Annotated in this window: 18 protein-coding genes; 5 read left to right on the forward strand and 13 right to left on the reverse strand. The window is 73.7% G+C overall.

The window, feature by feature from the left end; all coding sequences use genetic code 11:
* Positions 1-8: 8 nt before the first annotated feature.
* From mnhG to ACLQ2W_RS30725, 6 genes are read right to left on the reverse strand one after another with little or no spacing between them, the layout of a single operon-like run.
* Positions 9-419 (reverse strand): monovalent cation/H(+) antiporter subunit G, encoded by a 411-nt coding sequence (gene mnhG, locus ACLQ2W_RS30700; RefSeq protein ID WP_425790966.1) that lies wholly within the window; start codon positions 417-419, stop codon positions 9-11.
* On the reverse strand, positions 416-679 hold the full coding sequence (locus tag ACLQ2W_RS30705; protein WP_107155397.1) for a monovalent cation/H+ antiporter complex subunit F: 264 nt from the start codon (positions 677-679) through the stop codon (positions 416-418). Before ACLQ2W_RS30705 ends, mnhG begins: the two co-directional genes overlap by 4 nt.
* Positions 676-1,281 carry a Na+/H+ antiporter subunit E gene (locus ACLQ2W_RS30710; protein WP_425790968.1) on the reverse strand — a complete coding sequence of 202 codons (606 nt, stop codon included), beginning with the start codon at positions 1,279-1,281 and terminating at the stop codon, positions 676-678. Before ACLQ2W_RS30710 ends, ACLQ2W_RS30705 begins: the two co-directional genes overlap by 4 nt.
* Positions 1,278-2,849 (reverse strand): Na+/H+ antiporter subunit D, encoded by a 1,572-nt coding sequence (locus tag ACLQ2W_RS30715; protein ID WP_425790970.1) that lies wholly within the window; start codon positions 2,847-2,849, stop codon positions 1,278-1,280. Before ACLQ2W_RS30715 ends, ACLQ2W_RS30710 begins: the two co-directional genes overlap by 4 nt.
* On the reverse strand, positions 2,846-3,310 hold the full coding sequence (locus ACLQ2W_RS30720) for a Na(+)/H(+) antiporter subunit C (protein ID WP_425790972.1): 465 nt from the start codon (positions 3,308-3,310) through the stop codon (positions 2,846-2,848). The genes ACLQ2W_RS30715 and ACLQ2W_RS30720 overlap by 4 nt, the downstream gene beginning before the upstream one ends.
* Complete coding sequence (locus ACLQ2W_RS30725; protein WP_425790974.1) at positions 3,307-6,156, reverse strand: Na+/H+ antiporter subunit A; 2,850 nt, start codon at positions 6,154-6,156, stop codon at positions 3,307-3,309. The genes ACLQ2W_RS30720 and ACLQ2W_RS30725 overlap by 4 nt, the downstream gene beginning before the upstream one ends.
* Before the next feature lie 395 nt (positions 6,157-6,551).
* Here ACLQ2W_RS30725 and ACLQ2W_RS30730 point away from each other — a divergent pair, with 395 nt between their 5' ends.
* Positions 6,552-7,844, forward strand: a complete 1,293-nt coding sequence (locus ACLQ2W_RS30730) for a GAF domain-containing protein (protein ID WP_425790976.1) — start codon at positions 6,552-6,554, stop codon at positions 7,842-7,844.
* A 90-nt stretch (positions 7,845-7,934) separates the two neighbouring features.
* Here ACLQ2W_RS30730 and ACLQ2W_RS30735 read toward each other — a convergent pair whose 3' ends face one another.
* Positions 7,935-8,198 (reverse strand): hypothetical protein, encoded by a 264-nt coding sequence (locus ACLQ2W_RS30735; protein ID WP_425790978.1) that lies wholly within the window; start codon positions 8,196-8,198, stop codon positions 7,935-7,937.
* A gap of 198 nt (positions 8,199-8,396) precedes the next feature.
* Here ACLQ2W_RS30735 and ACLQ2W_RS30740 point away from each other — a divergent pair, with 198 nt between their 5' ends.
* The gene (locus ACLQ2W_RS30740) at positions 8,397-10,367 is read left to right on the forward strand and encodes an acyl-CoA dehydrogenase (protein WP_425790980.1); all 1,971 of its coding nucleotides are present in this window, start codon (positions 8,397-8,399) and stop codon (positions 10,365-10,367) included.
* 151 nt (positions 10,368-10,518) lie between these two features.
* Here ACLQ2W_RS30740 and ACLQ2W_RS30745 read toward each other — a convergent pair whose 3' ends face one another.
* Positions 10,519-11,229 (reverse strand): hypothetical protein, encoded by a 711-nt coding sequence (locus ACLQ2W_RS30745; RefSeq protein WP_425790982.1) that lies wholly within the window; start codon positions 11,227-11,229, stop codon positions 10,519-10,521.
* 168 nt (positions 11,230-11,397) lie between these two features.
* Between ACLQ2W_RS30745 and ACLQ2W_RS30750 the strand changes: the two genes are divergently transcribed.
* Positions 11,398-12,423 carry an OsmC family protein gene (locus ACLQ2W_RS30750; protein ID WP_425790984.1) on the forward strand — a complete coding sequence of 342 codons (1,026 nt, stop codon included), beginning with the start codon at positions 11,398-11,400 and terminating at the stop codon, positions 12,421-12,423.
* 38 nt (positions 12,424-12,461) lie between these two features.
* Here the strand turns inward: ACLQ2W_RS30750 and ACLQ2W_RS30755 are convergent, their stop codons facing one another.
* The 3 genes from ACLQ2W_RS30755 to ACLQ2W_RS30765 form a co-directional block, all read right to left on the reverse strand.
* Positions 12,462-13,313: a hypothetical protein gene (locus ACLQ2W_RS30755; RefSeq protein ID WP_425790986.1), complete on the reverse strand. Its 852-nt coding sequence runs from the start codon at positions 13,311-13,313 to the stop codon at positions 12,462-12,464.
* 108 nt (positions 13,314-13,421) lie between these two features.
* Complete coding sequence (locus ACLQ2W_RS30760) at positions 13,422-14,921, reverse strand: SulP family inorganic anion transporter (protein ID WP_425790988.1); 1,500 nt, start codon at positions 14,919-14,921, stop codon at positions 13,422-13,424.
* Between the two features lie 469 nt (positions 14,922-15,390).
* Positions 15,391-17,337 (reverse strand): GTP-binding protein, encoded by a 1,947-nt coding sequence (locus ACLQ2W_RS30765; RefSeq protein WP_425790990.1) that lies wholly within the window; start codon positions 17,335-17,337, stop codon positions 15,391-15,393.
* A 416-nt stretch (positions 17,338-17,753) separates the two neighbouring features.
* Here ACLQ2W_RS30765 and ACLQ2W_RS30770 point away from each other — a divergent pair, with 416 nt between their 5' ends.
* A complete protein-coding gene (locus tag ACLQ2W_RS30770; RefSeq protein ID WP_357305905.1) occupies positions 17,754-18,068 on the forward strand; it encodes a hypothetical protein in 315 nt (104 codons plus the stop codon).
* 58 nt (positions 18,069-18,126) lie between these two features.
* Here the strand turns inward: ACLQ2W_RS30770 and ACLQ2W_RS30775 are convergent, their stop codons facing one another.
* A complete protein-coding gene (locus ACLQ2W_RS30775) occupies positions 18,127-18,381 on the reverse strand; it encodes a hypothetical protein (RefSeq protein WP_425790992.1) in 255 nt (84 codons plus the stop codon).
* Between the two features lie 88 nt (positions 18,382-18,469).
* On the opposite strand from ACLQ2W_RS30775, the gene ACLQ2W_RS30780 reads away from it, so the two are divergent.
* A complete protein-coding gene (locus ACLQ2W_RS30780; RefSeq protein WP_425790994.1) occupies positions 18,470-19,354 on the forward strand; it encodes an aminoglycoside phosphotransferase family protein in 885 nt (294 codons plus the stop codon).
* 153 nt (positions 19,355-19,507) lie between these two features.
* On the opposite strand, the gene ACLQ2W_RS30785 is transcribed toward ACLQ2W_RS30780, so the two are convergent.
* A complete protein-coding gene (locus ACLQ2W_RS30785; RefSeq protein ID WP_425790996.1) occupies positions 19,508-20,281 on the reverse strand; it encodes a hypothetical protein in 774 nt (257 codons plus the stop codon).
* Positions 20,282-20,284: the final 3 nt, after the last annotated feature.

The raw sequence follows: 20,284 nt of genomic DNA on the forward strand, positions 1-20,284 counted from the left end.
GCTGGCGGCTACGCGTCGCGCCCGGGAGCGCCGACCGACGACGGGGTCTCCGCCGCCCCGGTCCGGTTCGCGCGGACCCGGTCCAGCCGGCCGGCCAACTCGTCGGTGAGCAGCAGGTCCCGCCGGATGTCGTCGTGCGGGTAGGCGGCCCGCCCGACCATGTGCGCCGCGACCGGGGCGGTGGCGAGCTGGAACATGCCCACCAGCACCAGCGTGGTGATGTCCACGCCGGTACGCAGCCGCAACGCGCACCCGAGCAGCACCAGCAGCAGCCCCAGCACCTGCGGCTTGGCGGCGGCGTGCATCCGGGACAGCACGTCCGGGAAACGGACCAGGGCGATGCCGGCGGCGAGGCTGAGCAGGGCGCCCGCGATCAGGCAGACGCCGGCGGCGGTGTCGAGGACGGCGTCGACGGTCACTTGGGATCTTTCCGGGCCGCGAACCGCGCGACGCTGACCGAGCCGACGAACCCGACGACGGCGAGGACCACCAGCACCGGCAGCGCGGTGGCGTCCCGGCTGTAGGCGGCCTCGGTGGCGATGGCGGCGACCGCGACGGCGAGCAGCACGTCGGTGGCGACGGCCCGGTCCAGGATCGACGGTCCACGGATGATGCGGAGCAGGGTCAGTCCACCGGCCACGGTGAGCAGCACGGTGACGATCACGGCCACGACTGTCACGTCGGTGCCCCTTCCAGGTCGACCGGCTCGGGCGGGCCGGTGGGATCGGGATCGCGGAGCCGGCGCAGTTCCTCGGCCGAGCCGACGGCGGCGACGATGCGTTCCTCCAGCTCCCGCACACCGCGCCGGAACCGTTCCACCTCGTCCAGCGTCCGGACGCCGATGACGTGCACGTAGAGCGTGCCGGTCCCCCGGTCGGCCTCCAGGATGAGGCTGCCGGGCACCAGGGACAGCGCCTCGGCGGTGAGCGTCAGGTTGAGGTCGGTGTTCACCCGCAGCCGCACCGCGATGATCGCCCCGCGCGGGGTGTGCCCGAACCGGACCGCGAGCCAGGCCACCTGCGCGGACGCGACCACCAGGTCCCACAGGAAACGGGCCAGGAAGCGGGCCAGCGGCACCGGCCGGATCCGCCCGGCGAACGTCACCGGCGGCAGCGGGAAGACCACCAGCAGCACGGCCGCGACCGCCAGGCCGCTGATCACGTTCGCCCAGGTGAACGTGCCCCACAGCAGCACCCAGACGGTGACCAGGCCGGTCATCGCGACGGCCCGGTTGCGCCACCGCACGCGGCGGGTCAGCGGCGCACGCGGATGAGTGGTCACGGCGCACCGTCCGGGAAGACGGCCTCGACGTAGGGGGCGCGGCGCAGCAGGTCGTCGGCGGCGTCGGTGCTGATGTCGAAGAGCGGCCCGGCCACCACCGTCAGCCCGAGACCGAGCACCACCAGCGCGGCGGTGGACGCGGTCATCAGCCGGGGCAGCACGGCGCCGGCCGGCGACGGGTCGTCGTGCGGCTGCTCGGCGCCGTCCGTGCGGGTCGCCCGGGCGGTGTCGTCGGGGCCCGGCATGTCCGGGTGCGGGTCCCGCCAGAACGCGAGGTTCCACACCCGGGCGATCGCGTAGAGCGTGAGCAGGCTGGTGAGCAGCCCGCCGGCGACCAGCGCCCAGGCCAGCACGCCGCCGTCGGACACGCCGGCCTGCACCAGCCCGACCTTGCCGAGGAACCCGGAGAACGGCGGTATGCCGGCCAGGTTGAGCGCGGGCACGAAGAAGAGCACCGCCAGCAACGGCGACAACCGGGCCAGCCCGCCGAGCCGGTCCAGCGCGGTGCTGCCGCCGCGTCGTTCGACCAGACCGGCGGCGAGGAACAGGGTGGTCTGGATGGTGATGTGGTGCACCACGTAGAAGATCGCGGCGGACAGCCCGAGCGCGGTGGTCAGGCCGACCCCGAACAGCATGTAGCCGATGTGGCTGACCAGCGTGAACGACAGCAGCCGTTTGATGTCCGACTGCGCCACCGCGCCGAGGATGCCGACCACCATGGTCAGCGCCGCGATCACCAGCAGCAGGTCGGCGGTGCGACCACCGGGGAACAGCAGCGTCTCGGTCCGGATGATCGCGTACACGCCGACCTTGGTGAGCAGGCCGGCGAAGACCGCGGTGACCGGCGCCGGCGCGGTGGGATAGCTGTCCGGCAGCCAGGCCGAGAGTGGGAACACGGCGGCCTTGATGCCGAACGCCAGCAGCAGCATGCCCTGGAGGACCAGCCGCAGGTCGTCCGGCAGCGCGTCCAGCCGGTCGACGAGCTGGGCCAGGTTGAGCGTGCCGGTGGCGGCGTAGATCAGACCGATCGCGACCAGGAAGATGAGCGACGACAGCAGGCTGACCACGACGTACGTGGTGCCGGCGCGGATCCGGTTCTCCGTGCTGCCGAGCGTCAGCAGCACGTAGCTGGCCACCAGCAGGATCTCGAAACCGACGTAGAGGTTGAACAGGTCACCGGAGAGGAACGCGTTGCACACGCCGGCGGTCAGCACCAGGTAGGTCGGGTGGTAGACCGACAGCGGCGTCTCCTCGTTGCCGTCGGCCAGGCCCTGCCCGATGGAGTAGACGAGCACGCACAACGTGACCGCGGCGGAGACCACAAGCATCAGCGCGGCGAGCTGGTCGGCGACCAGCACGATGCCCAGCGGCGCGACCCAGCCGCCCACCTCGACCACCAGCGGACCGTCGACTGTGGCGCGGACCAGCAGCAGCGCCGCGACCGCCACGGTGGCGGCGAGGACGGTGATGCTGACCCACCGCTGGGCGCGGGCCCGGCCGACGAGCAGCAGCGTCAGGGCGGCGCCGAACAGCGGCATCACCACCGGCAACGGCACGAGCCAGCTCATCGGGCCCGCCCCGGCTCACCGGCGGCCACCCGCCGGTCGTCGTCCGACCCGACGGCCGGGACCCGGTCGGTGGTCTCCGGGTCGGCGGTGCCCGGCCCCTCGTCCCGCTCCGCCAGCTCCATGATGCGCTGGTCCTCGACGTCGTCCTGCACCTCGTCGTGCCCGTTGAGGTGCCAACTGCGGTACGCCAGGGCGAGCAGGAACGCGGTCATGCCCAGCGTGATGACGATGGCGGTCAGCACCATCGCCTGCGGGAGCGGATCGGACATCTCCTCCTCGGCGGTGGTGCCGACGATCGGCGGGCCGCCGGCCCGGCCACCGGTGAGCAGCAGCAGGTTCGCGCCGTTGCCGAGCAGGATGACCCCCATCAGCACCCGGGTGAGGCTGCGTTCCAGCAGCAGCGTGACGCCGGTGGCGAACAGGACGCCGACCACCACGACGTAGACCAGGTTGGGGCTCACACCAACTCCTCTTCCCGTGCCTCGGTCGGGGCGGTCTCCCCCTGGTCGGTCTGGCCCTGGTCGGCCTCCTCCTGGCGGTCCATCTCCGCGCCCAGGCTGCGCAGGATGTCCAGCACCAGGCCGACCACGATGAGGTAGACGCCGACGTCGAAGAAGACCGACGTGACGAAGTGGACGTGACCCAGCACCGGAAGGTGGAGGTCGAGCGCCGCGCTCTGCAGGAAGTCGCCGCCCAGCGGCATCGCGGCCAGCCCGGTGGCGACGGCGACGAACAGGCCCGCGCCGAGCACCCGGCCGGCGTCCACCGGCGCCGCGCCGTTGAGTTCGGTACGCCCGCCCGCCAGGTAGCGCACGGCCAGGCCGAGCCCGGCGACCAGGCCGGCGGCGAACCCGCCACCGGGCTGGTTGTGGCCGGAGAAGAGCAGGTAGATCGAGAAGAGCAGGATGGCGTGGAACAGCACCCGGGTGACGACCTGGAGGATCACCGACTGCGCGCGGGTGGTGGCGCCGCCGGTCAGCCAGCGCGGGCGCGCCGAGCTCTGCCGGCCGGCGCCGGGAATGCCGCTGCGCAGGTCCAGGGCGCGGGACCGGCGGAAGATCAGGCTGGCCACGCCGGTGGCGGCCACCACCAGCACGGCGATCTCGCCCATGGTGTCCCAGGCCCGGATGTCGACGAGCGTCACGTTGACCACGTTCTTGCCGCCGCCGTAGGAGACCGCCTCCTCGGGGAACCCGACCGAGATCGGCGTCGCCACCCGCGCCCCGGCCGCGACGTACGCCATGCCGGCGGTGACCACGCCCACGGCCACACCGAGCGCGACGCGCACCCGCCGGCTGGACCGGATCGGGCGGGCGGAGAACTTCGTCGGCAGCCGGCGCAGCACGAGCACGAACATCACGATCGTGACGGTCTCCACCAGGAACTGGGTCAGCGCCAGGTCGGGCGCGCCGTGCAGGATGAACAGCAGCGCCGTGCCGTAGCCGGTCACCCCGACGAGGATCATCGCGGTCAACCGGCGTCGGGCGCGCGCGGCGGCCACGGCCGCGACCACCACGGCAGCGCCGGCGGCGGCCTGCAACGGGGTGTCCCAGAGCTGGTAGCGCTCCGGCCACGGCACGCCGACCAGCAACGCGCCGCCGGGCAGCACGACCAGCACCAGCAGGATGACGCCGAGGTAGAACGGCAGCGATCCGCGCTGGGTGGCGCCGGTGAGCTCCACCGCCGCGCGGTCCACGGCACCGGCCAGCCGGTCGTAGCCGGTGGCGCCGTCGAAGGGCAGCCGCGGCAGGCGCGGCCGACGTCGGTGCAGCAGCAGGAACAACGCGACGCCGGCGGCGACGGCCAGCGCCGACAGGCCGAGCGCCGGGGTCGGCCCGTGCCAGAGCGCGAGGTGGTAGCCCGCTTCGGCGTCGGGATACTGGTCCGCGTACGGGGCGAGCACCCGGTCCACGGCCGGGGCGAGGACGCCGACCGCGAGACCGGCGACGGCCAGCACCACCGCGGGCGCCAGGAACGCCCGGTCGACCGGCTCGGGCCGGGTGGCCGGCACGTCGGGTTTGGCGGCGAACGCGCCCCAGAGGAAGCGCGCCGTGTAGGCGACGGTCAGCGCCGAACCGGTCACCAGCCCGGCGAGCACCACCAGCTCGACGGCGCCGCCGTGCAGGAACGCCTCCAGCGCGGCCTCCTTGGCGACGAACCCGGCCAGCGGCGGCAGGCCGGCCATCGAGGCCGCCGCGAGCCCGGCCACCACCGCCAGCGCCGGCGCCCGCCGGCCCAGGCCGCTGAGCTCACGCAGGTCCCGGGTGCCGGCGACGTGGTCGACGACGCCGACGACCAGGAACAGGGTGGCTTTGAACAGCGCGTGGGCCAGCACCATCGCGGCGCCGGCCAGCGCGGTGTCCCGGGTGCCGGCGCCGAGGATCACCATCAGCAGGCCGAGCTGGCTGACCGTGCCGTACGCCAGCAGCAGCTTCAGGTCGACCTGCCGCAGCGCCGTCCAGCCGCCGAGGAACATGGTGACCAGGCCGCCGGCCAGCAGGACGCCGCGCCACGCGGTGGCCTGGCCCACCGCCGGGCCCATCAGCGCGACCAGGAACACCCCGGCCTTCACCATGGCGGCCGCGTGCAGGTAGGCGCTGACCGGGGTCGGCGCGGCCATCGCCCGCGGCAGCCAGAAGCTGAACGGGAAGATCGCCGACTTGCTGGCCACCCCGAGCAGGACGAGCACCAGCGCGACGGTGAGGTAGCCGCCGTCCGGCAGGTCCTGCGAGATCTCCGACCACCGGTACGAGCCGGCGTGCTCGCCGAGCATCACGAAGCCGGCGAGCATCGCCAGGCCACCGAGCGTGGTCACCAGCAGCGCCTGCATGGCGGCCTGCCGGCTGGCCCGTCGGGTCGGGTCGCTGCCGATCAACAGGTACGAGAAGACGGTGGTGAGTTCCCAGAACACGTAGAGCAGCAGCAGGTCGTCGGAGACCACCAGGCCCAGCATCGCGCCGGCGAACGCGACGAACACCGCGGCGAAGCGGCCGAGGCCGGGATCGTCGGAGCGGAAGTAGCGGGCGCTGTACGCGAGCACGAGCGCGCCGACGCCGCCGACCAGCAGCACCATCAGCCAGGACAGCGTGCCCATCCGCAGGGCGAGGTCCAGGCCGAGTTGCGGCACCCAGGTGACCGTCTCGACCTCGGGCGTGCCCGAGCGGACCGGGTCGGTGCGGGTCAGGGCCCAGATCAGCGCCGCGGCCGGGACGGCGGCCAGCAGGTAGAGCGCCCGACGGCCCCAGATGCGTACCAGCGCCGGGGCGGTCACGGCTGCGAGCGCATGGACCGCCACCAGAACCAGCACACAGCCCCCTCAAGATCGACACCCGGTTAGTCAACCCTAACCGGGCGCGCCGCGATCGACCACGTTGACAGCGTCACCCCCGCCGGGACGCGTCGGCACCGGGCCCGCCGGGTACCGGACCAGGTCACCCTCCCCGCCGTACCGGACAGGCTCGCCGGCCTGGATGCGCGGCGCGGCGGGCGTGCCGACGCCGACCCGGACGACGAGGAGACGCCGTGCCGGCGGTCCGGACGGTTCACGGTGATCCGTTACGCTCGGCGGCACGATCGGCGTCTCGGCCGGTCCGCTCGCCACCGCCCGGCTGAACGGGCATCGCGACATCGGCGCGGACCACGAGACGGAACTCCGGATTTCCGGACCGGTGACCACGACTCGGCAGAGAGGCAGACCGCACCATGACGGCGGTGGAGGGTCAACAGCCGGGTGCTGCGGACGCCGCGGTGGTGAGGCCGGGCGCGGAGGAGGACGTACGCTCGCTGTTCGGGCAGTCCACCGCGGTCTTCGCGTCGCTCGCCGGGCCGACCCACGTGGTGCAGAGCGCGAACGAGGCGTTCCTCGCCGCCCTCGGCGAGCACCGGGCGGGCACCGGCATGCCGCTCGCGGAGCTGATGCCCGAGCTGGCCGGGCAGGGCTTCATCACCCTGCTGGACCAGGTGTACCGCACCGGCGAGCCCTACACCGGGCGCGACGTCCGGGTGGTGCTGGGCACCGGCGCGCACGCGCGGGAGGCGTTCTTCGACTTCACCTACGAGCCGCGGCGGGACGCGTCCGGCGCGGTCGTCGGCATCCGGGTGATCGGCCTGGAGACCACCCAGGTGAAGCACGCCCAACGACTGATGGCCGAGCACCGGGCGCTGGTCGAGCAGATCGCGCGCCAGGCGCCGCTGGCCGAGGTGCTCGACGGGATGGCCCGCTGCATCGAGCAGCTCGCGCCGGAGGAACTGCTGGTCTCCGTCCTGCTCGCCGATCCCGACGGCCGGCACCTGCGCCACGGCGCGGCACCGAGCCTGCCCGACTTCTACAACCAGGCCATCGACGGCATCGCCACCGGCGAGGGCGTCGGCTCCTGCGGCACCGCCGCGCACCGGCGGGAGCCGGTCGTGGTCACCGACATCGCCACCGACCCGTTCTGGACCGACTTCCGCCCCCTCGCGGAGCGGGCCGGGCTGGGCGCCTGCTGGTCGACGCCGATCCTCGGGCGCGACGGCAGCCTGCTGGGCACGTTCGCCGTGTACCACCGCACCCCGCGCGTCCCCCAGGACGCCGACCTCGCGCTCGCCCGGGTCTTCACCGGCACCGCGGCGCTGGCCATCGAACGACACCACATCGAGCAGGCCGAGGCGGCCGCCGACGCACGCGCCAGAGCCGCCCACGACGAGCTGGCCCGGGTGGTACGCGCGGAGCGGGAGCTGCGCGCCGAGGCCGAGCAGCGCGCCGCCGCCGCCGCGGAACTCACCGCCCGGGTGCGTGCCGCGGCCGCCACGCTGGCCGCCACGCCGCACCCCGAGCAGTGTCAGCTCGGCGGCACCGGCGGGTGCCCGGCGGCGGCCGAGATCAAGATCGCCGATTCGTGGGGCGACTCCGCGTGGGGCTGCCCCATCCACGTGGAGGAGGCCATCCTGAACGTGCGCTCGGTCTTCATCGCCAGTGAGGAACTCGGCGGCCTGGCCGCCTACCTCAACCGCTGACCCGCCGCGGGACGGTGTCGACGTGACGGTGCCCGCCCCCGGCGCCCGCTGCGCGGCGGGCTGCACCGGGGACGGCGCGCGGTCCGCGCGTCAGCCGCCCTCGGGCGACTCGACGTGCTCGCCGGTGACCGCCGCCACGAACCGGTCGTACGCGCCGCCGGGTCGGGTGGCCGGCGGGATCCGTCCGGGCCCGGACGACGTGGCGCCACGCGTGCCGGAGGCGGGAACGGTCGGCGCGGCGTGTGCGGGGTCGGCGCCCAGCAGCGGGGCGCCGGCCGCCACGCCGACCGCGGCCAGCCCGCCCCACCCGAGCAGCCGCCTCCGGTCGGCACCGCGTACGGGATCCGATTCCATGATCACACTCCGTTCCCTTCGTCCTGAGGTGTGGTGCCGTGCCTCCACTCAAGGGGGAGCGCTGTTGCGCGGCCGTATGCCTTTTTCGATATGCCCGTCGACCCGGTCGCCGTGACGGCTCTCACCACGTCACCGCGGCTGGTCAGCGGCGTTCACCGGGTAGGAGTGGTGGGTATGACGTCGGCATCCGAGGTAGCCATGAGCAACGAGACCGGCCCGGTCGACCCGGCCCGCCTGCGGGCCGTGCTCGACGGCCCGTGGGCCCGGGTCCGCGACGCGCACCGCGAGCACCTCGACGGGCGTTTCCTACCGGTGTACGGCGAGACCGGCGACCAGGCGCGCGAGCGGATCAGCCGGCTGCTCCGCGAACTCCCGGTCGAGCTGGGGATCGGCGGGGGCTTCCCCACCGAGTACGGCGGCGACTCCGACGTCGGCGCCTCGATCGTCGCCATCGAGATGCTGGCCCAGGTCGACCTGTCGCTGATGGTGAAGGCGGGCGTGCAGTGGGGCCTGTTCGGCGGCGCGGTCGCGGCCCTCGGCACCCGACGCCACCACGACGCCTACCTGCGCGACATCATCGCCGGCGAGGTCTTCGGCTGTTTCGCGATGACGGAGACCGGCCACGGCTCGGACGTCCAGCAACTGCGCACCACCTGCGTGTACGAACCGCGGACGCAGACGTTCGACCTGCACACCCCGCACGAGGCGGCGCGCAAGGACTACATCGGCAACGCGGCCCGCGACGGCCGGATGGCGGTGGTCTTCGCCCAGCTGATCATCGAGGGGCGGCGGCACGGCGTGCACGCCTGGCTGGTCCCGATCCGCGACGCGCACGGCAACCCGCTGCCCGGGGTGACCATCGGCGACGCCGGGCCGAAGGCCGGCCTGCTCGGCGTGGACAACGGACGCCTCAGCTTCGACCACGTGAGCGTGCCGCGCGACATGCTGCTGGACCGCTACGCCCAGGTCGCTGCGGACGGCACCTACTCCAGCCCGATCGAGAACGACTCCCGGCGCTTCTTCACCATGCTCGGCACCCTGGTCCGCGGCCGGGTGAGCGTCGGCGGCGCCGCCTCGGCGGCCACCAAGGCGGCGCTGACCATCGCGGTGCGCTACGGCGACATCCGCCGCCAGTTCGGCACCCCCGACGCCGACCGGGAGGTGCTGCTCAACGACTACCTGGCCCACCAGCGCAAGCTGCTGCCCGCGCTGGCCACCACGTATGCGCTGACCTTCGCCCAGACCGAGCTGGTGACCGCGCTCAGCGAGGTGCAGGGCGGCGACGGACCGGTCGACGAGCACCGGCAACGGGAGCTGGAGTCCCGGGCCGCCGGTCTCAAGGCCGCGCAGACCTGGCACGCGACCCGCACCATCCAGATGTGCCGGGAGGCGTGCGGCGGCGCCGGCTACCTGGCCGAGAACCGGCTGCCCGGCCTCAAGGCCGACACCGACGTCTTCACCACGTTCGAGGGCGACAACACGGTGCTGCTGCAGTTGGTGGCCAAGGGACTGCTCACCGGCCACCGCGACGAGTTCGGCTCGTTGGACGGCTGGGGACGCGCCTCCTTCGTCGCCGACCAGATCCGCGACATGGTGCTCGAACGCACCGCCGCGCGGGCGCTCATCGAGCGGCTGACCAGCGCCGTGCCCGGCCGCGACGACGAGGTCGCCGTCACCGACCGCGGCTGGCAGCTCACGGTCTTCGAGGACCGCGAGCGGCACCGCCTCGACGGCGCGGTCCGCCGGCTGCGCAACGGCACCGCCACGAAGAAGGACCGCCCCTTCGACATCTTCAACGACGTGCAGGACCACCTCCTCGCCGTGGCCGCCGCCCACATCGACCGGGTGACGCTCGAGGCGTTCGTCGCCGGCATCGACGCCGCCACGGACCCGGCCGTGCGGGCGCTGCTCTCCCGGGTCTGCGACCTCTACGCGCTCAGCGTCGTCGAGGCCGACAAGGGCTGGCTGCTGGAACACGGTCGGCTCACGCCGGCCCGCGCCAAGGCGATCACCGCGGTGGTGAACGGTCTGCTGAAGGAGCTGCGCCCGCACATGCGGACGCTCGTGGACGGCTTCGCCATCCCGGACGCCTGGCTGCACTGCGCCGTCCTGCGCGAGGAACCCGACCGGCAGGAGACCATGGCCGTCCACGACGCCGCCACCACCTGACGCGCCCGCGCCGCCTACCGACTCATCGCGTGGCTGACGGCCCAGACGACGGCGAGGGAGGCCGCCCCGACCACCGCGGCCCACAGCGCACACCCCATCCCGTACGCGCGGTCGCCGACGAGTTTCCGTTCGGTCTCCGTGGGCTCCCGGCTCACGGCGAGGTAGCGACCGGTTCTCGGCAGCGTGAGCACGGCGACGCCGCCGTCGAGGATCGCCGGCCTGCCGATGACGTGCAGCGGAAGGCCCGGGGGCACGACCTGCTCGACCACCCACACGCGCTCCACGCGCCGCGCCGCGTCCGCCGGGACCAGCCCGCGGTCGATGGGGTCCTGGAGCCACCGGCCGTGGCGGCGAGGACTGGTGGTCTCCTCGCCGACGACGTCCGTACCGGCGTGGGACCGGCGTGCGCCACCGGCAGCCGCGTCTGCGCCCACACGGACAGCCGCGGATCGTCGATGGCCGCCTGGAGGAGCCGCGCCGACACCACGGCGGTGCCGGTGCTGTCGGCCACCCCGAACAGGTCCCCCGCGGACTGCTCCCACAGCACATTCGTGCTGGTGAGCGGCGGGTCGCCGGCGCTGTCGACCGTGTACACGGTGGTGCGGAACCACACCGCCTCGACGCCGGACAGCGGGGCGACCACCAGCCCGGCGGGCCCCGGCGCGGTCTCGCCGTACACGGCGAACCGTCGGGGCAGTCGGGCGTCCGGGCGCAGGGCGGCACACGGGGAGACCGGGTGCCGGCGGACCCACCGGTGCTGGCGGCCCTCCGACACGGCCAGGGCCAGCAGCACCGGCGCCAGCACCACCATGGCGTATCCGACGAATCCCAGGATCGCGACGACGACCGTCAGGAAGGTCACCCGGCCAGGGTAGACATCGACCACCACCGCCGTGTCGCGCCGGGGGTGGGGGCCAGCCCCCGGTACGACGACGGGGGCCAACCTCCTTATCGGGACGCCGTGCCGCTCTTGGCGTGAAGCCGGTGAGGGGCAGCCGTCCGGGCGGCCCTGGTTCCCGAGGAGTCGTCCATGATCCGTGGAGTCCGTACCGCGCTGTTCGCCTCGCTGGTCGCCTGCTGCCTCACGGTCAGCTCCGCGACGCCGTCGTCCGCCTCGGGAGCGGGTGCGGGGCCGGCCCGGCTGACCCTGCCGGCGCCGACCGGCCCGTACCCGGTGGGCACCGTCGAGCTGCATCTGGTCGACCGGTCCCGCGCCGATCCGTGGACGGCCACCCCGGTCGATCGCGAGCTGATGGTCAGCCTCTGGTACCCCGCCCGGGACGCGGACCGCTTCCCGCGTACGCCGCACATGTCGCCCGGCGCGGCGGCGCACTTCGGCAGCGCCGACGGCGCCGGTCCCGGCCTGTACGGCATTCCGCCGGGGTCGGTGGACTTCGCCGCCACCCGGACCAGCGGTCACCGGGCCGCGCCGGCGGCGCGGCACCGGCGGCCGTTCCCGGTGATCCTCTACTCGCCGGGCGCGGGCGATCCGCGGACCTGGGGAACCACGCTGGTGCAGGACCTGGCCAGTCGCGGGTACGTGGTGGTGACCATCGATCACACAGGCGACGCGTCCGAGGTGGAGTTCCCGGGTAGGTTCGCGGGCATGAGTGACGACACCTTCCGCTCGGTGGAGATCGAGCGCACCGGCCTGGGCACCTACACCGTGCGGAATCCCCGTGGTGGGTCGATCTCCATCGGCTCCGGCCAGAACGACACGTTCACGCCGGTGGAACTGCTGCTGGCCGCCATCGGCGGGTGCACCGCCGTCGACGTCGACCACATCACCAGCCGCCGCGCCGAGCCGGACCGATTCACCGTCGAGGTCACCGGCGAGAAGATCCGCGACGAGGCCGGCGGCAACCGGATGCGCGACCTCCGGGTGGAGTTCACCGTGACCTTCCCGGAGGGACCGGACGGCGACCGGGCGCGCGAGGCGCTGCCCCGGTCACTGCGTCAGTCGCACGACCGGCTCTGCACCGTGTCCCGCACCGTCCAGCTCGGCACGCCCGTCACGATCGTCGACGTCGCCGGGGCGGGCGCGGCCGAGGAGTGACCGAGCCGGCCCCGGGCCGGCCGTCCCGGTCGCCGGCCTCAGCGCCGGGCGCCACCCGGTCGGCCCCGGCCGGCCCCGGAGGACTGGCGACCGCCGCGCGCGGCGCGCACCACCGGGGCCGCGCCCGCCCCGGGGCGGAAGTCCCGCGCGACGCCGGCCACCATCTCGTCGGGATCGCGACCGAGCGCCCGACGGATGTCCGCCGGGATCAGCTCCGACCTCGCCATCGCCATCCGCACCTGCACCGCGCGATCGTCGAGCAGGAGTCGCAGGTCCGCCTCGTCCAGCTCGACGGCGAGCACCAGCGCGGCCCGGACGTCCGCCACCGGGTCCTGCGCGAGCGCGCGGCGCTGGTTCGCGGTGGTCCGCGGGTTACGGGCGATCCCCTTGCGCACGCGTGCGGTGCGGTCGGCCATCAGGGCCGTGATCGTGTCGGGGTCGTGGGTGTGCGTGGCGAGTCGTTCCCGTACCTCGGGTGAGACGTCGTCGACCAGCCGCGCGGCCAGCTCGGGCTCCAGCTCGCGGCGCTCCGCGAGGAGACCGCGCAGTTCCTTGTCGGGGGCGTCCGCCATCGCCCGGCGGACCGACTCGTCGCAGCCCGGGTTGCCGGCGACCGCCCAGCGGACCCAGCGGTCGGCGTCCTTCACGAGTCGCAGGAGGTTGCCCACCGAGGTCGAGGGGTTCCGCGCCACCGCCTCCCGGACGTGCCGGTCGTGGTCGCGGGCCAGCGGTCGCAGGGCCTGTGCCGGCGCGTCGGTACGGGTCGCGACCGCCTTGCGGACCGCGGCCGACGGGTCGGACGCCAGGTCGATGAGGGTCATCTGGGAGGTGGCGGGGTCCTGCGCGAGGGCGAGCCGCGCATCGACACCCGCCCCGGTCGCATCGCTCATGTCGTGGTGTCCGCCTACGTCCCGCTGCTCGCCCATGGGCGTCATCATGTCACGGCCGGGTTTTCGCTCCGCGCGCCCTGACCAGCGCTTCGACGACGCCGGTGCCGGTCAGTTCCGGTCGTCGGGCGGGCCGTCCGGGGTCCCGTCCGCGGCGGCGACCCGCACCAGGACGCCCGCGCTGCGGTTGTGCGTCTCGATCCAGGTGGTCAGCGCCGCCCGGCAGGCGAGGTCGACGTGCCGCAGACCGCCCAGGTCCAGGTGTACGGGCCGGCTGGTCGGCAGGGCGTTGAGCGCGGTGAGGATCGTGGGCAGTCGCAGGAAGGTGGCGTTGCCGGTGAGCGTGACGTCGATCGGGCCGGTCCCCCCGTCGGCCACCGCCACCCGTACGTGGGAGGTCTCCCAGGCGGTCTTGACGATGGCCAGGCCGAGGCCGACGAGCACCCCGACGAACAGGTCGGTCAGGAGGATCACGAGCGCGGTCGCGAGCAGCACCAGGGCCTCCCCCCGGTGCCCCCGCCACAGCTCCGGCATCGACCGCAACGGCAGCAGCTTCGTCCCGGCGTGGATGAGCACGGCGGCCAGCGCGGGCAACGGGATCAGCTCGATCAGGCCGGGTGCGGCGGCGGCGAACAGCAGCAGCCACACCCCGTGCAGGACGCGGGAGGCCTTGGTTCGCGCGCCGGCCCGCACGTTGGCGGAGCTGCGCACGATGACCGCGGTCATCGGCAGCGCGCCGAGCATTCCGCAGACCGCGTTGCCGGCGCCCTGCGCCACCAGTTCCTTGTCGAAGTCGGTACGCGGTCCGTGGTGGAGCCGGTCCACCGCCGCGGCGCTGAACAGGCTCTCCGCCGACGCGATCAGGGTGAACGTGGCGACGCTGGCCAGCACGCTCAGCTCGGTCAGCATGGTCCAGTGTCCGAGCGACGGCTGCACGGCCGGGAGCAACCCCTCCACCGTGATCGTCGCCACCGGCAGCCGCAGGACGCCGGCCGTCGCGGCGGCGACCATGACCGCGACCAGCGCCCCGGGTACCCTCCGCAGTCGGTCCGGCAGCCGGTCCCACGAGAGCATGACCAGGAGGGTGACCACGCCGACGGCCAGTGACGTCCGCACCGTGGTGGAGCCGAGGATGTCGCTCCAGAGCGCGGGCAGGCCGGTGAACTTCCCGACCCCGGACCGCGGCGCCTCCCGCCCGGACAGCACGTAGAGCTGGCCGACGACGAGCAGCAGGCCGATGCCGGCGAGCATGCCCTGCACCACGGCCACGGAGATGGCCCGGAACCAGCGGCCGAGTCGGAGGAACCCCAGGATCACCTGGATGAGGCCGGCGACCAGGACGACCGTGCCGAGGCCGCCGAGGCCGTGCCGGCTCACCGCGTCGGCCACCAGCACGGTCAGGCCGGCGGCGGGGCCGCTGACCTGCATGCTGCTGCCGGGCAGGCAGCCGACGACGAGACCGCCGACGATGCCGGTGACCAGGCCCAGTTCGGCAGGTACGCCGGAGGCGACAGCGATGCCGACGCAGAGCGGGAGCGCGACGAGGAAGACGACGACGGAGGCGGACAGGTCGGCGCCCATGGTGCGCCAGGACAGGGTCGGAGACGACATCGTTCACATCCGGAGAGAGTGGACGGGCAACTGGTGGTCCCCGGGAGGCAGGGCGGCGGAAACGGCGTTACCGGCGGACACGGACCGCCATTCGACCGCCCCCGGAGGAATAACATTGCGCCGATGATGAATACGCCGGAGGCGGCGCGACAGAGCGCCGGAAAGGAGATTTCCTCGCCTCCGTCAGGCGGGGGCCGGGCGGGTCGTCCACCCAGTCGACGATTCATGGTCCCATGCGGCTCACGCTCCTCCCGTCGTCACATCGGCGCTGGTGAGGGCCATTGCCGATGCGACGGCAGAGCGATCAGAAAACCGCTCTCGACCTTTCCACGACGCCCCTCCGGCAACCACGGACAATATATCGAGATAAATATTATTCGCACAGCACGCAACCGCTCGAATCACCATTCAGGACTCGACCCGAGCGCGTCGGACCCGAGGGGAACGCGTCACGTCGCCGGGTCGGGAGCTACCGGGGCACGGCCCGGAACCACTCGTCCCGGACGGCCGGGTCGGGTCCACGCCGGGGCAACGTCGGCGGCTCCGCACCGGTGACCGGCGCGTAGTGGTCGAAGGCGGTGGTCAGGACCGCCTCGCCACCGGTGAGGTCGGGAAGGGCCGCCACGACCTGCGGCACCCGCGCCGTCGGCAGGGTGCCGCTCACCTCGAGGTACCCGCCGGCGACGGCGGTGTCGTGGACGATCGCGCCGAGCCGACCGAGCAGCGCCAGCACCGTCTCCACCGCCTGCTGCGGAAGGTCGACGTCGAAGCGCTCGATCGGCTGGCACACCCGGGTGCCGGCCCGGCGCAGCGCCGCGGCGACCACCACCGGGGCGAGGTTGCGGAAGTCCGCCGCCACCGTCGAGATGGACTTGTCGAACTTCTGGTGCGGCCGGCTCTGCCGCGGCCAGTACCGGGACGCCGTCATGGTGACCGTGCAGTCGGTGACCGGCCAGCCGTGCCGGCCCTGCCGCAGCCCGGCCCGCACGCCCTCCTCCGTGGCGGCGACGAACGCCGGCGGGAGCCGGCCGGGCTCGACCCCCGGGCGGAACCCGACGCCGTGCCCCACCGGCGCGGCGTCGATGCGCAACCCCAGGCCGGCCAGGTACGGGTTGCCCCGCTCCTGCACCCGCTCCTCGGCGGCGCCGGTGCCGACGACCCGTTCGATGCAGGCGGTGAGCGTGCCGGAGAACCGCACCCGGACGCCGTACCGGTCCGCCATGAGCGCGGCCAGCACCTCCTTCTGGACCTCGCCGTGCAGGCGGATCACCGCCTCCGCCTGCTGCTCGTCGAGCCGCAGGTCCACCAGCGGGTCCTCGTCGGCCAGCTCGGCCAGGCCGGCGAACATCGCCAGGCGCTGGTCCGGGTCGACGGGCTCGACGACCGCCTGCCGGGTCGGTGGCGGGAACCGGTAGGCGTGCCGCCGCGGCGGGTCCCCGATGTGCTGGCCGATCCGGGCCGACAGGCCGCGCACCGCGGCGATCTGCCCGGCGGACACCGAGGGGCGCACCAGGACGCCGTCGGGCTCGGTGACGGCGATCTGGGTGACCGTCTGGGGTGGCGCCCCGGCGAGCCGTACCCGGTCCCGGACCCGGAGCTGCCCGGACCACAACCGCAGCCACGTCCGCCGGCCCTGGCCGTCCCGGTCGACGGCGAAGACCGTGCCCGCCGGCGGGCCGTCCCGCTGCTCGTCGCGCGGCAGCAGGTCGGCCACGAGGCGGCACAACTGCCGTACCCCGGCTCCGGTGATCGCCGAGCCGCACGCCAACGGGCTGAGCCCGCCGCGGCGCACCGCGTTCCGGATCGCGCGCCGGACGTCGCGGACGCGTACCGGCTCGTCCGTCAGCCAGCGGGCCGCCACCGCGTCGTCGACCTCCGCCACGGCCGCCACCACCGGTTCGGCGTCGAGGCCCACGGCCCGCACCCGGGCGTCGCGCGTGCCCTGGCCGGCGACCGTGGTGAGCGCGACCGGGCACGCGCCGAGCCGCTGGCGCACCTGGGCCGTCACCCGGTCGACGTCGGCGCCGCGACGGTCCACCTTGTTGAGGAAGAACACCGTCGGCACGCCGATGCGCCGCAGCGCCCGCCAGATGGCGACGGTCTGCGGCTGGACCCCCTCCACGCTCGACACCACGAGCACGGCGGCGTCCAGGACGGCGAGCGAACGCTCGACCTCCGCGATGAAGTCCGGGTGACCGGGGGTGTCCACCAGGTTGACGCTCAGGTCACCGATCGCGATCGACGTGACCGCCGCCCGGATGGTGATGCCGCGTCGGCGCTCCAACTCCATCGAGTCGGTCCGTGTCGTGCCGGCGTCGACACTGCCCGGGCGGGAGACCGCGCCGGCCTCGTAGAGCAGGCGTTCGGTCAGGCTGGTCTTTCCGGCGTCAACATGGGCGACGATTCCGAGGTTCAACAAGGCCAAGGCAGAACTCCACGGTAGGACGGTCCAGGGTCCGGAGCGTGGAATCTGCTCGCATCGTCACTCCTCGTCGTCGTGGTGGCCGGTGCCCGCCGGGTGCGGCGGGGAGGGAGCCGTCGGCAGGCTCGCACGCCCGAGGCGACCGCCACAACCGAATTCGCCGTCAGGCCGATTCCAGCTCCCGATCACCGGCCGGCGAAGGACCGCCGGCCCGGCCGGCCCGGTTGTCGACGATGTCGTCTTACCGGCGCCGTTCGGACCGACCAGGCCGAAGCACGAACCCCCGCGGCCCCACGAGATCGACGTGGTCGACAGCACGGCGATCGCGGGGATCGGCGCCGACCAATAGAATCCGGCGGGTGGGTGCCCCGGGGGGCACATCCGTGCACCACGATCGAGTGGAGGAACTGATGACCGTTCGACGACTGCTGTCGCGCACGATGGCGGCCTGCCTCGCGGCGACGACGCTGACGGCCCTGGCGCCGGCCGGGACGGCGCAGGCGGCGTGCACGACGAGCAGCTTCACCGTCGTCTGGGACTACGCGGGCATGTACACCGAGCCCAACGAGTCCACGTTGTACGGCACCCGCCGCTACGGCCAGGTCGTCACCGGCCCTACCGGCAACACCGCCAACGGCTGGACGCTCACCTACGACTACTGGAACGGCCTGGCGCTGTGGGCGTACATGAAGGATGGCGCGTTGCAGTACCGCGGCTGCGCCTGAGCGGCGGCCGGTCAGCAGCCGAACCGCCTGCTGGACAGGGCGACGTCGGCGACGCTGGTCATCGTGGCGGCGTCATCAGCTCGAACCTGGCCAGCCACGAGTCGCACCGGTCTTCGAGCCTGCTGATGCCGACGGCGGACACCCCGGCAGCGTCCAGGCCGCCCGCACCGCCGATCACCCGGCCCAGCCGGACCGCATCCGGGCAGCGCTGCCGGTGGCGGCGTTCAGGGGCGGCCCAGCGCACCGACAACTCCTCGTCGGGGTGTGCCGCCGGGTCCTCCGGTGCCGTCCCGGCGGCCGCGACGAGGTCCACCACCTCGGAGGCGAAGCCGGCCAGTTCCGCGCCGAGCCCGACCGGATTGGATTGACGGGCCCACCGAGTTGGTCCTACGGTCGCTCCGATGCGCCCCGGAGAGATCGTCGTAACTGTCGAGCAGGTTCGCGCTCTGGTCGACGAGCAGTTCCCCGGATGGTCGCGCCTGCCGATCGACGCGCAGCCGCTGACCGGCACCGACAACGCGTTGTTTCGGCTCGGCGATTCCCTGACCGCACGGCTGCCCCGGGCACCGTGGGCGGTCGACCAGGTGACGACCGACACGACCTGGTTGCCGAAGCTGGCGCCGCACCTGCCGGTGCCGGTGCCCGTCCCGGTCGCGGTCGGCCGGCCCGCCGGGGACTACCCGTGGCCGTGGACGGTCGTCCCGTGGCTGGACGGGCACAACCCGGAGAACGGGCAGGACCTCGTGGACCTCGCCGTCGACCTCGCCGGCTTCGTCCGCGCGATGATCGCGATCGACCCGATGGGCGGGCCGGTCAAGGAGGGGATCCAACGCGGTGTGCCGTTGGCGCAACGGAACGAACTCACCCGTCGATCGATCGCGGAGCTGGGTGATCGGATCGACGGGCGCGCGGTGACCGCGGCCTGGGACGAGGCGATGGCGGTCGACGAGTGGCCCGGTCCGCCGGTGTGGCTGCACGGTGACCTCCTGGCGGGCAACCTGCTGGTCAACCGGGGCAGGCTCACCGGGGTGATCGACTTCGGTGGTCTCGGCCTCGGCGATCCGGCGGTCGAGGTCCGGCCGGGCTGGAGCCTGTTCGACGCCCGCGCGCGGGCCGCCTACCGGGAGGCGCTCGGCTTCGACGAGGCGACCTGGGTTCGCGGGTGGGCCTGGATGCTGTCCGGCTCGCTCTACTGGCTGGCCGACCTGTGGGACTCGACAAGCCCGGCCGACCGCGAGGACACGATTCGCCACCTCGACCACATCGTGCGGCACCGCCACGACTGATCCGCGGTCCCCCGGACGGCTCCGCGGCTGGCGGACGCCGCGTTGCGCTACCGCGGCTGCGCCGGAGCGGCGTCCGGCCGCGTCCCCGACCGCTGTGGGCGGAACGCCCGGCCGGTGAGCACCGGCCGGGCGTTCCGCCAACGGGGTTTCCGGTCAGCAGCCGAGCCGCTTGCTGGACAGCGCGACGTCGTCGATCCAGAGGTCGAACTCGCCCGGCGTGGTGCCGCCCTGGTAGAGCTGCCAGCCGATCTTGACGGTGTCGACCGTCGGCAGGACGAAGGGCACGTCGTTGCCGCCGTGTTCGGTCGTGGACGCGGTCAGCTCCGGGTTCGCCACGCCGTCGATCCACACCGCGACCCGGTTGTCCGTCGCGTCCAGCCGCCACTCGACGCACTGCCAGGTGTCCTCGGTGACCGGGGCGGACTCCCGCCAGTTGGTCCAGTCGCCGGTCGGGCCGCCGTCCGCGCCGATCCCCCAGAAGGTGCCGGGGACCGTGGGCGCGTACTGGCCGCCGACCGGGCGGACGACCTCCGCGCTGCCGGCGCCGGTCGCCTCCACCAGCGTGAAGTGCGCCCAGTCCGGGGCGGTGGGGAACGCGTCGACGCGCAGCCGCATCCGGCCGTAGAGGCGGTTATCCGGCGCGGCGATGTCGTCGACGCGCAGGAAGGCACGCCCGTTGTCGACCGTGTGGACGTGCAGCACCTGGTTGCCCCGACGGGACCGCTCGACGGTGAGCGTGCCGTGGCGGGTGTCGACGCCCCACTTCAGCGTACGGGGCCCGCCCGGGGGCAGGCGCTCGAAGTCCTCGCAGAAGAACAGGCCGCGGGGGCACGAATGCGGGGTGGCGGTCGACGCGCCGGCGGGCCCGCTGCCGGCGACGGTGCCGAGCGTCAGGGCGGCGGCGAACACCGCGAGGAACCTACGCATGAT

Origin of the sequence: Micromonospora sp. DT227, from assembly GCF_049841835.1 — a bacterium.
Taxonomy (GTDB): Bacteria; Actinomycetota; Actinomycetes; order Mycobacteriales; family Micromonosporaceae; genus Micromonospora.

Coding starts and splice junctions, on each gene's coding strand:
- ACLQ2W_RS30780 (WP_425790994.1), top strand. CDS start 18,470: ATGCGCCCCGGAGAGATCGTCGTAACTGTCGAGCAGGTTCGCGCTCTG.
- ACLQ2W_RS30770 (WP_357305905.1), top strand. CDS start 17,754: ATGACCGTTCGACGACTGCTGTCGCGCACGATGGCGGCCTGCCTCGCG.
- ACLQ2W_RS30730 (WP_425790976.1), top strand. CDS start 6,552: ATGACGGCGGTGGAGGGTCAACAGCCGGGTGCTGCGGACGCCGCGGTG.
- ACLQ2W_RS30760 (WP_425790988.1), bottom strand. CDS start 14,921: ATGTCGTCTCCGACCCTGTCCTGGCGCACCATGGGCGCCGACCTGTCC.
- ACLQ2W_RS30785 (WP_425790996.1), bottom strand. CDS start 20,281: ATGCGTAGGTTCCTCGCGGTGTTCGCCGCCGCCCTGACGCTCGGCACC.
- ACLQ2W_RS30750 (WP_425790984.1), top strand. CDS start 11,398: ATGATCCGTGGAGTCCGTACCGCGCTGTTCGCCTCGCTGGTCGCCTGC.
- ACLQ2W_RS30735 (WP_425790978.1), bottom strand. CDS start 8,198: ATGGAATCGGATCCCGTACGCGGTGCCGACCGGAGGCGGCTGCTCGGG.
- ACLQ2W_RS30715 (WP_425790970.1), bottom strand. CDS start 2,849: ATGAGCTGGCTCGTGCCGTTGCCGGTGGTGATGCCGCTGTTCGGCGCC.
- ACLQ2W_RS30755 (WP_425790986.1), bottom strand. CDS start 13,313: ATGAGCGATGCGACCGGGGCGGGTGTCGATGCGCGGCTCGCCCTCGCG.
- ACLQ2W_RS30740 (WP_425790980.1), top strand. CDS start 8,397: ATGAGCAACGAGACCGGCCCGGTCGACCCGGCCCGCCTGCGGGCCGTG.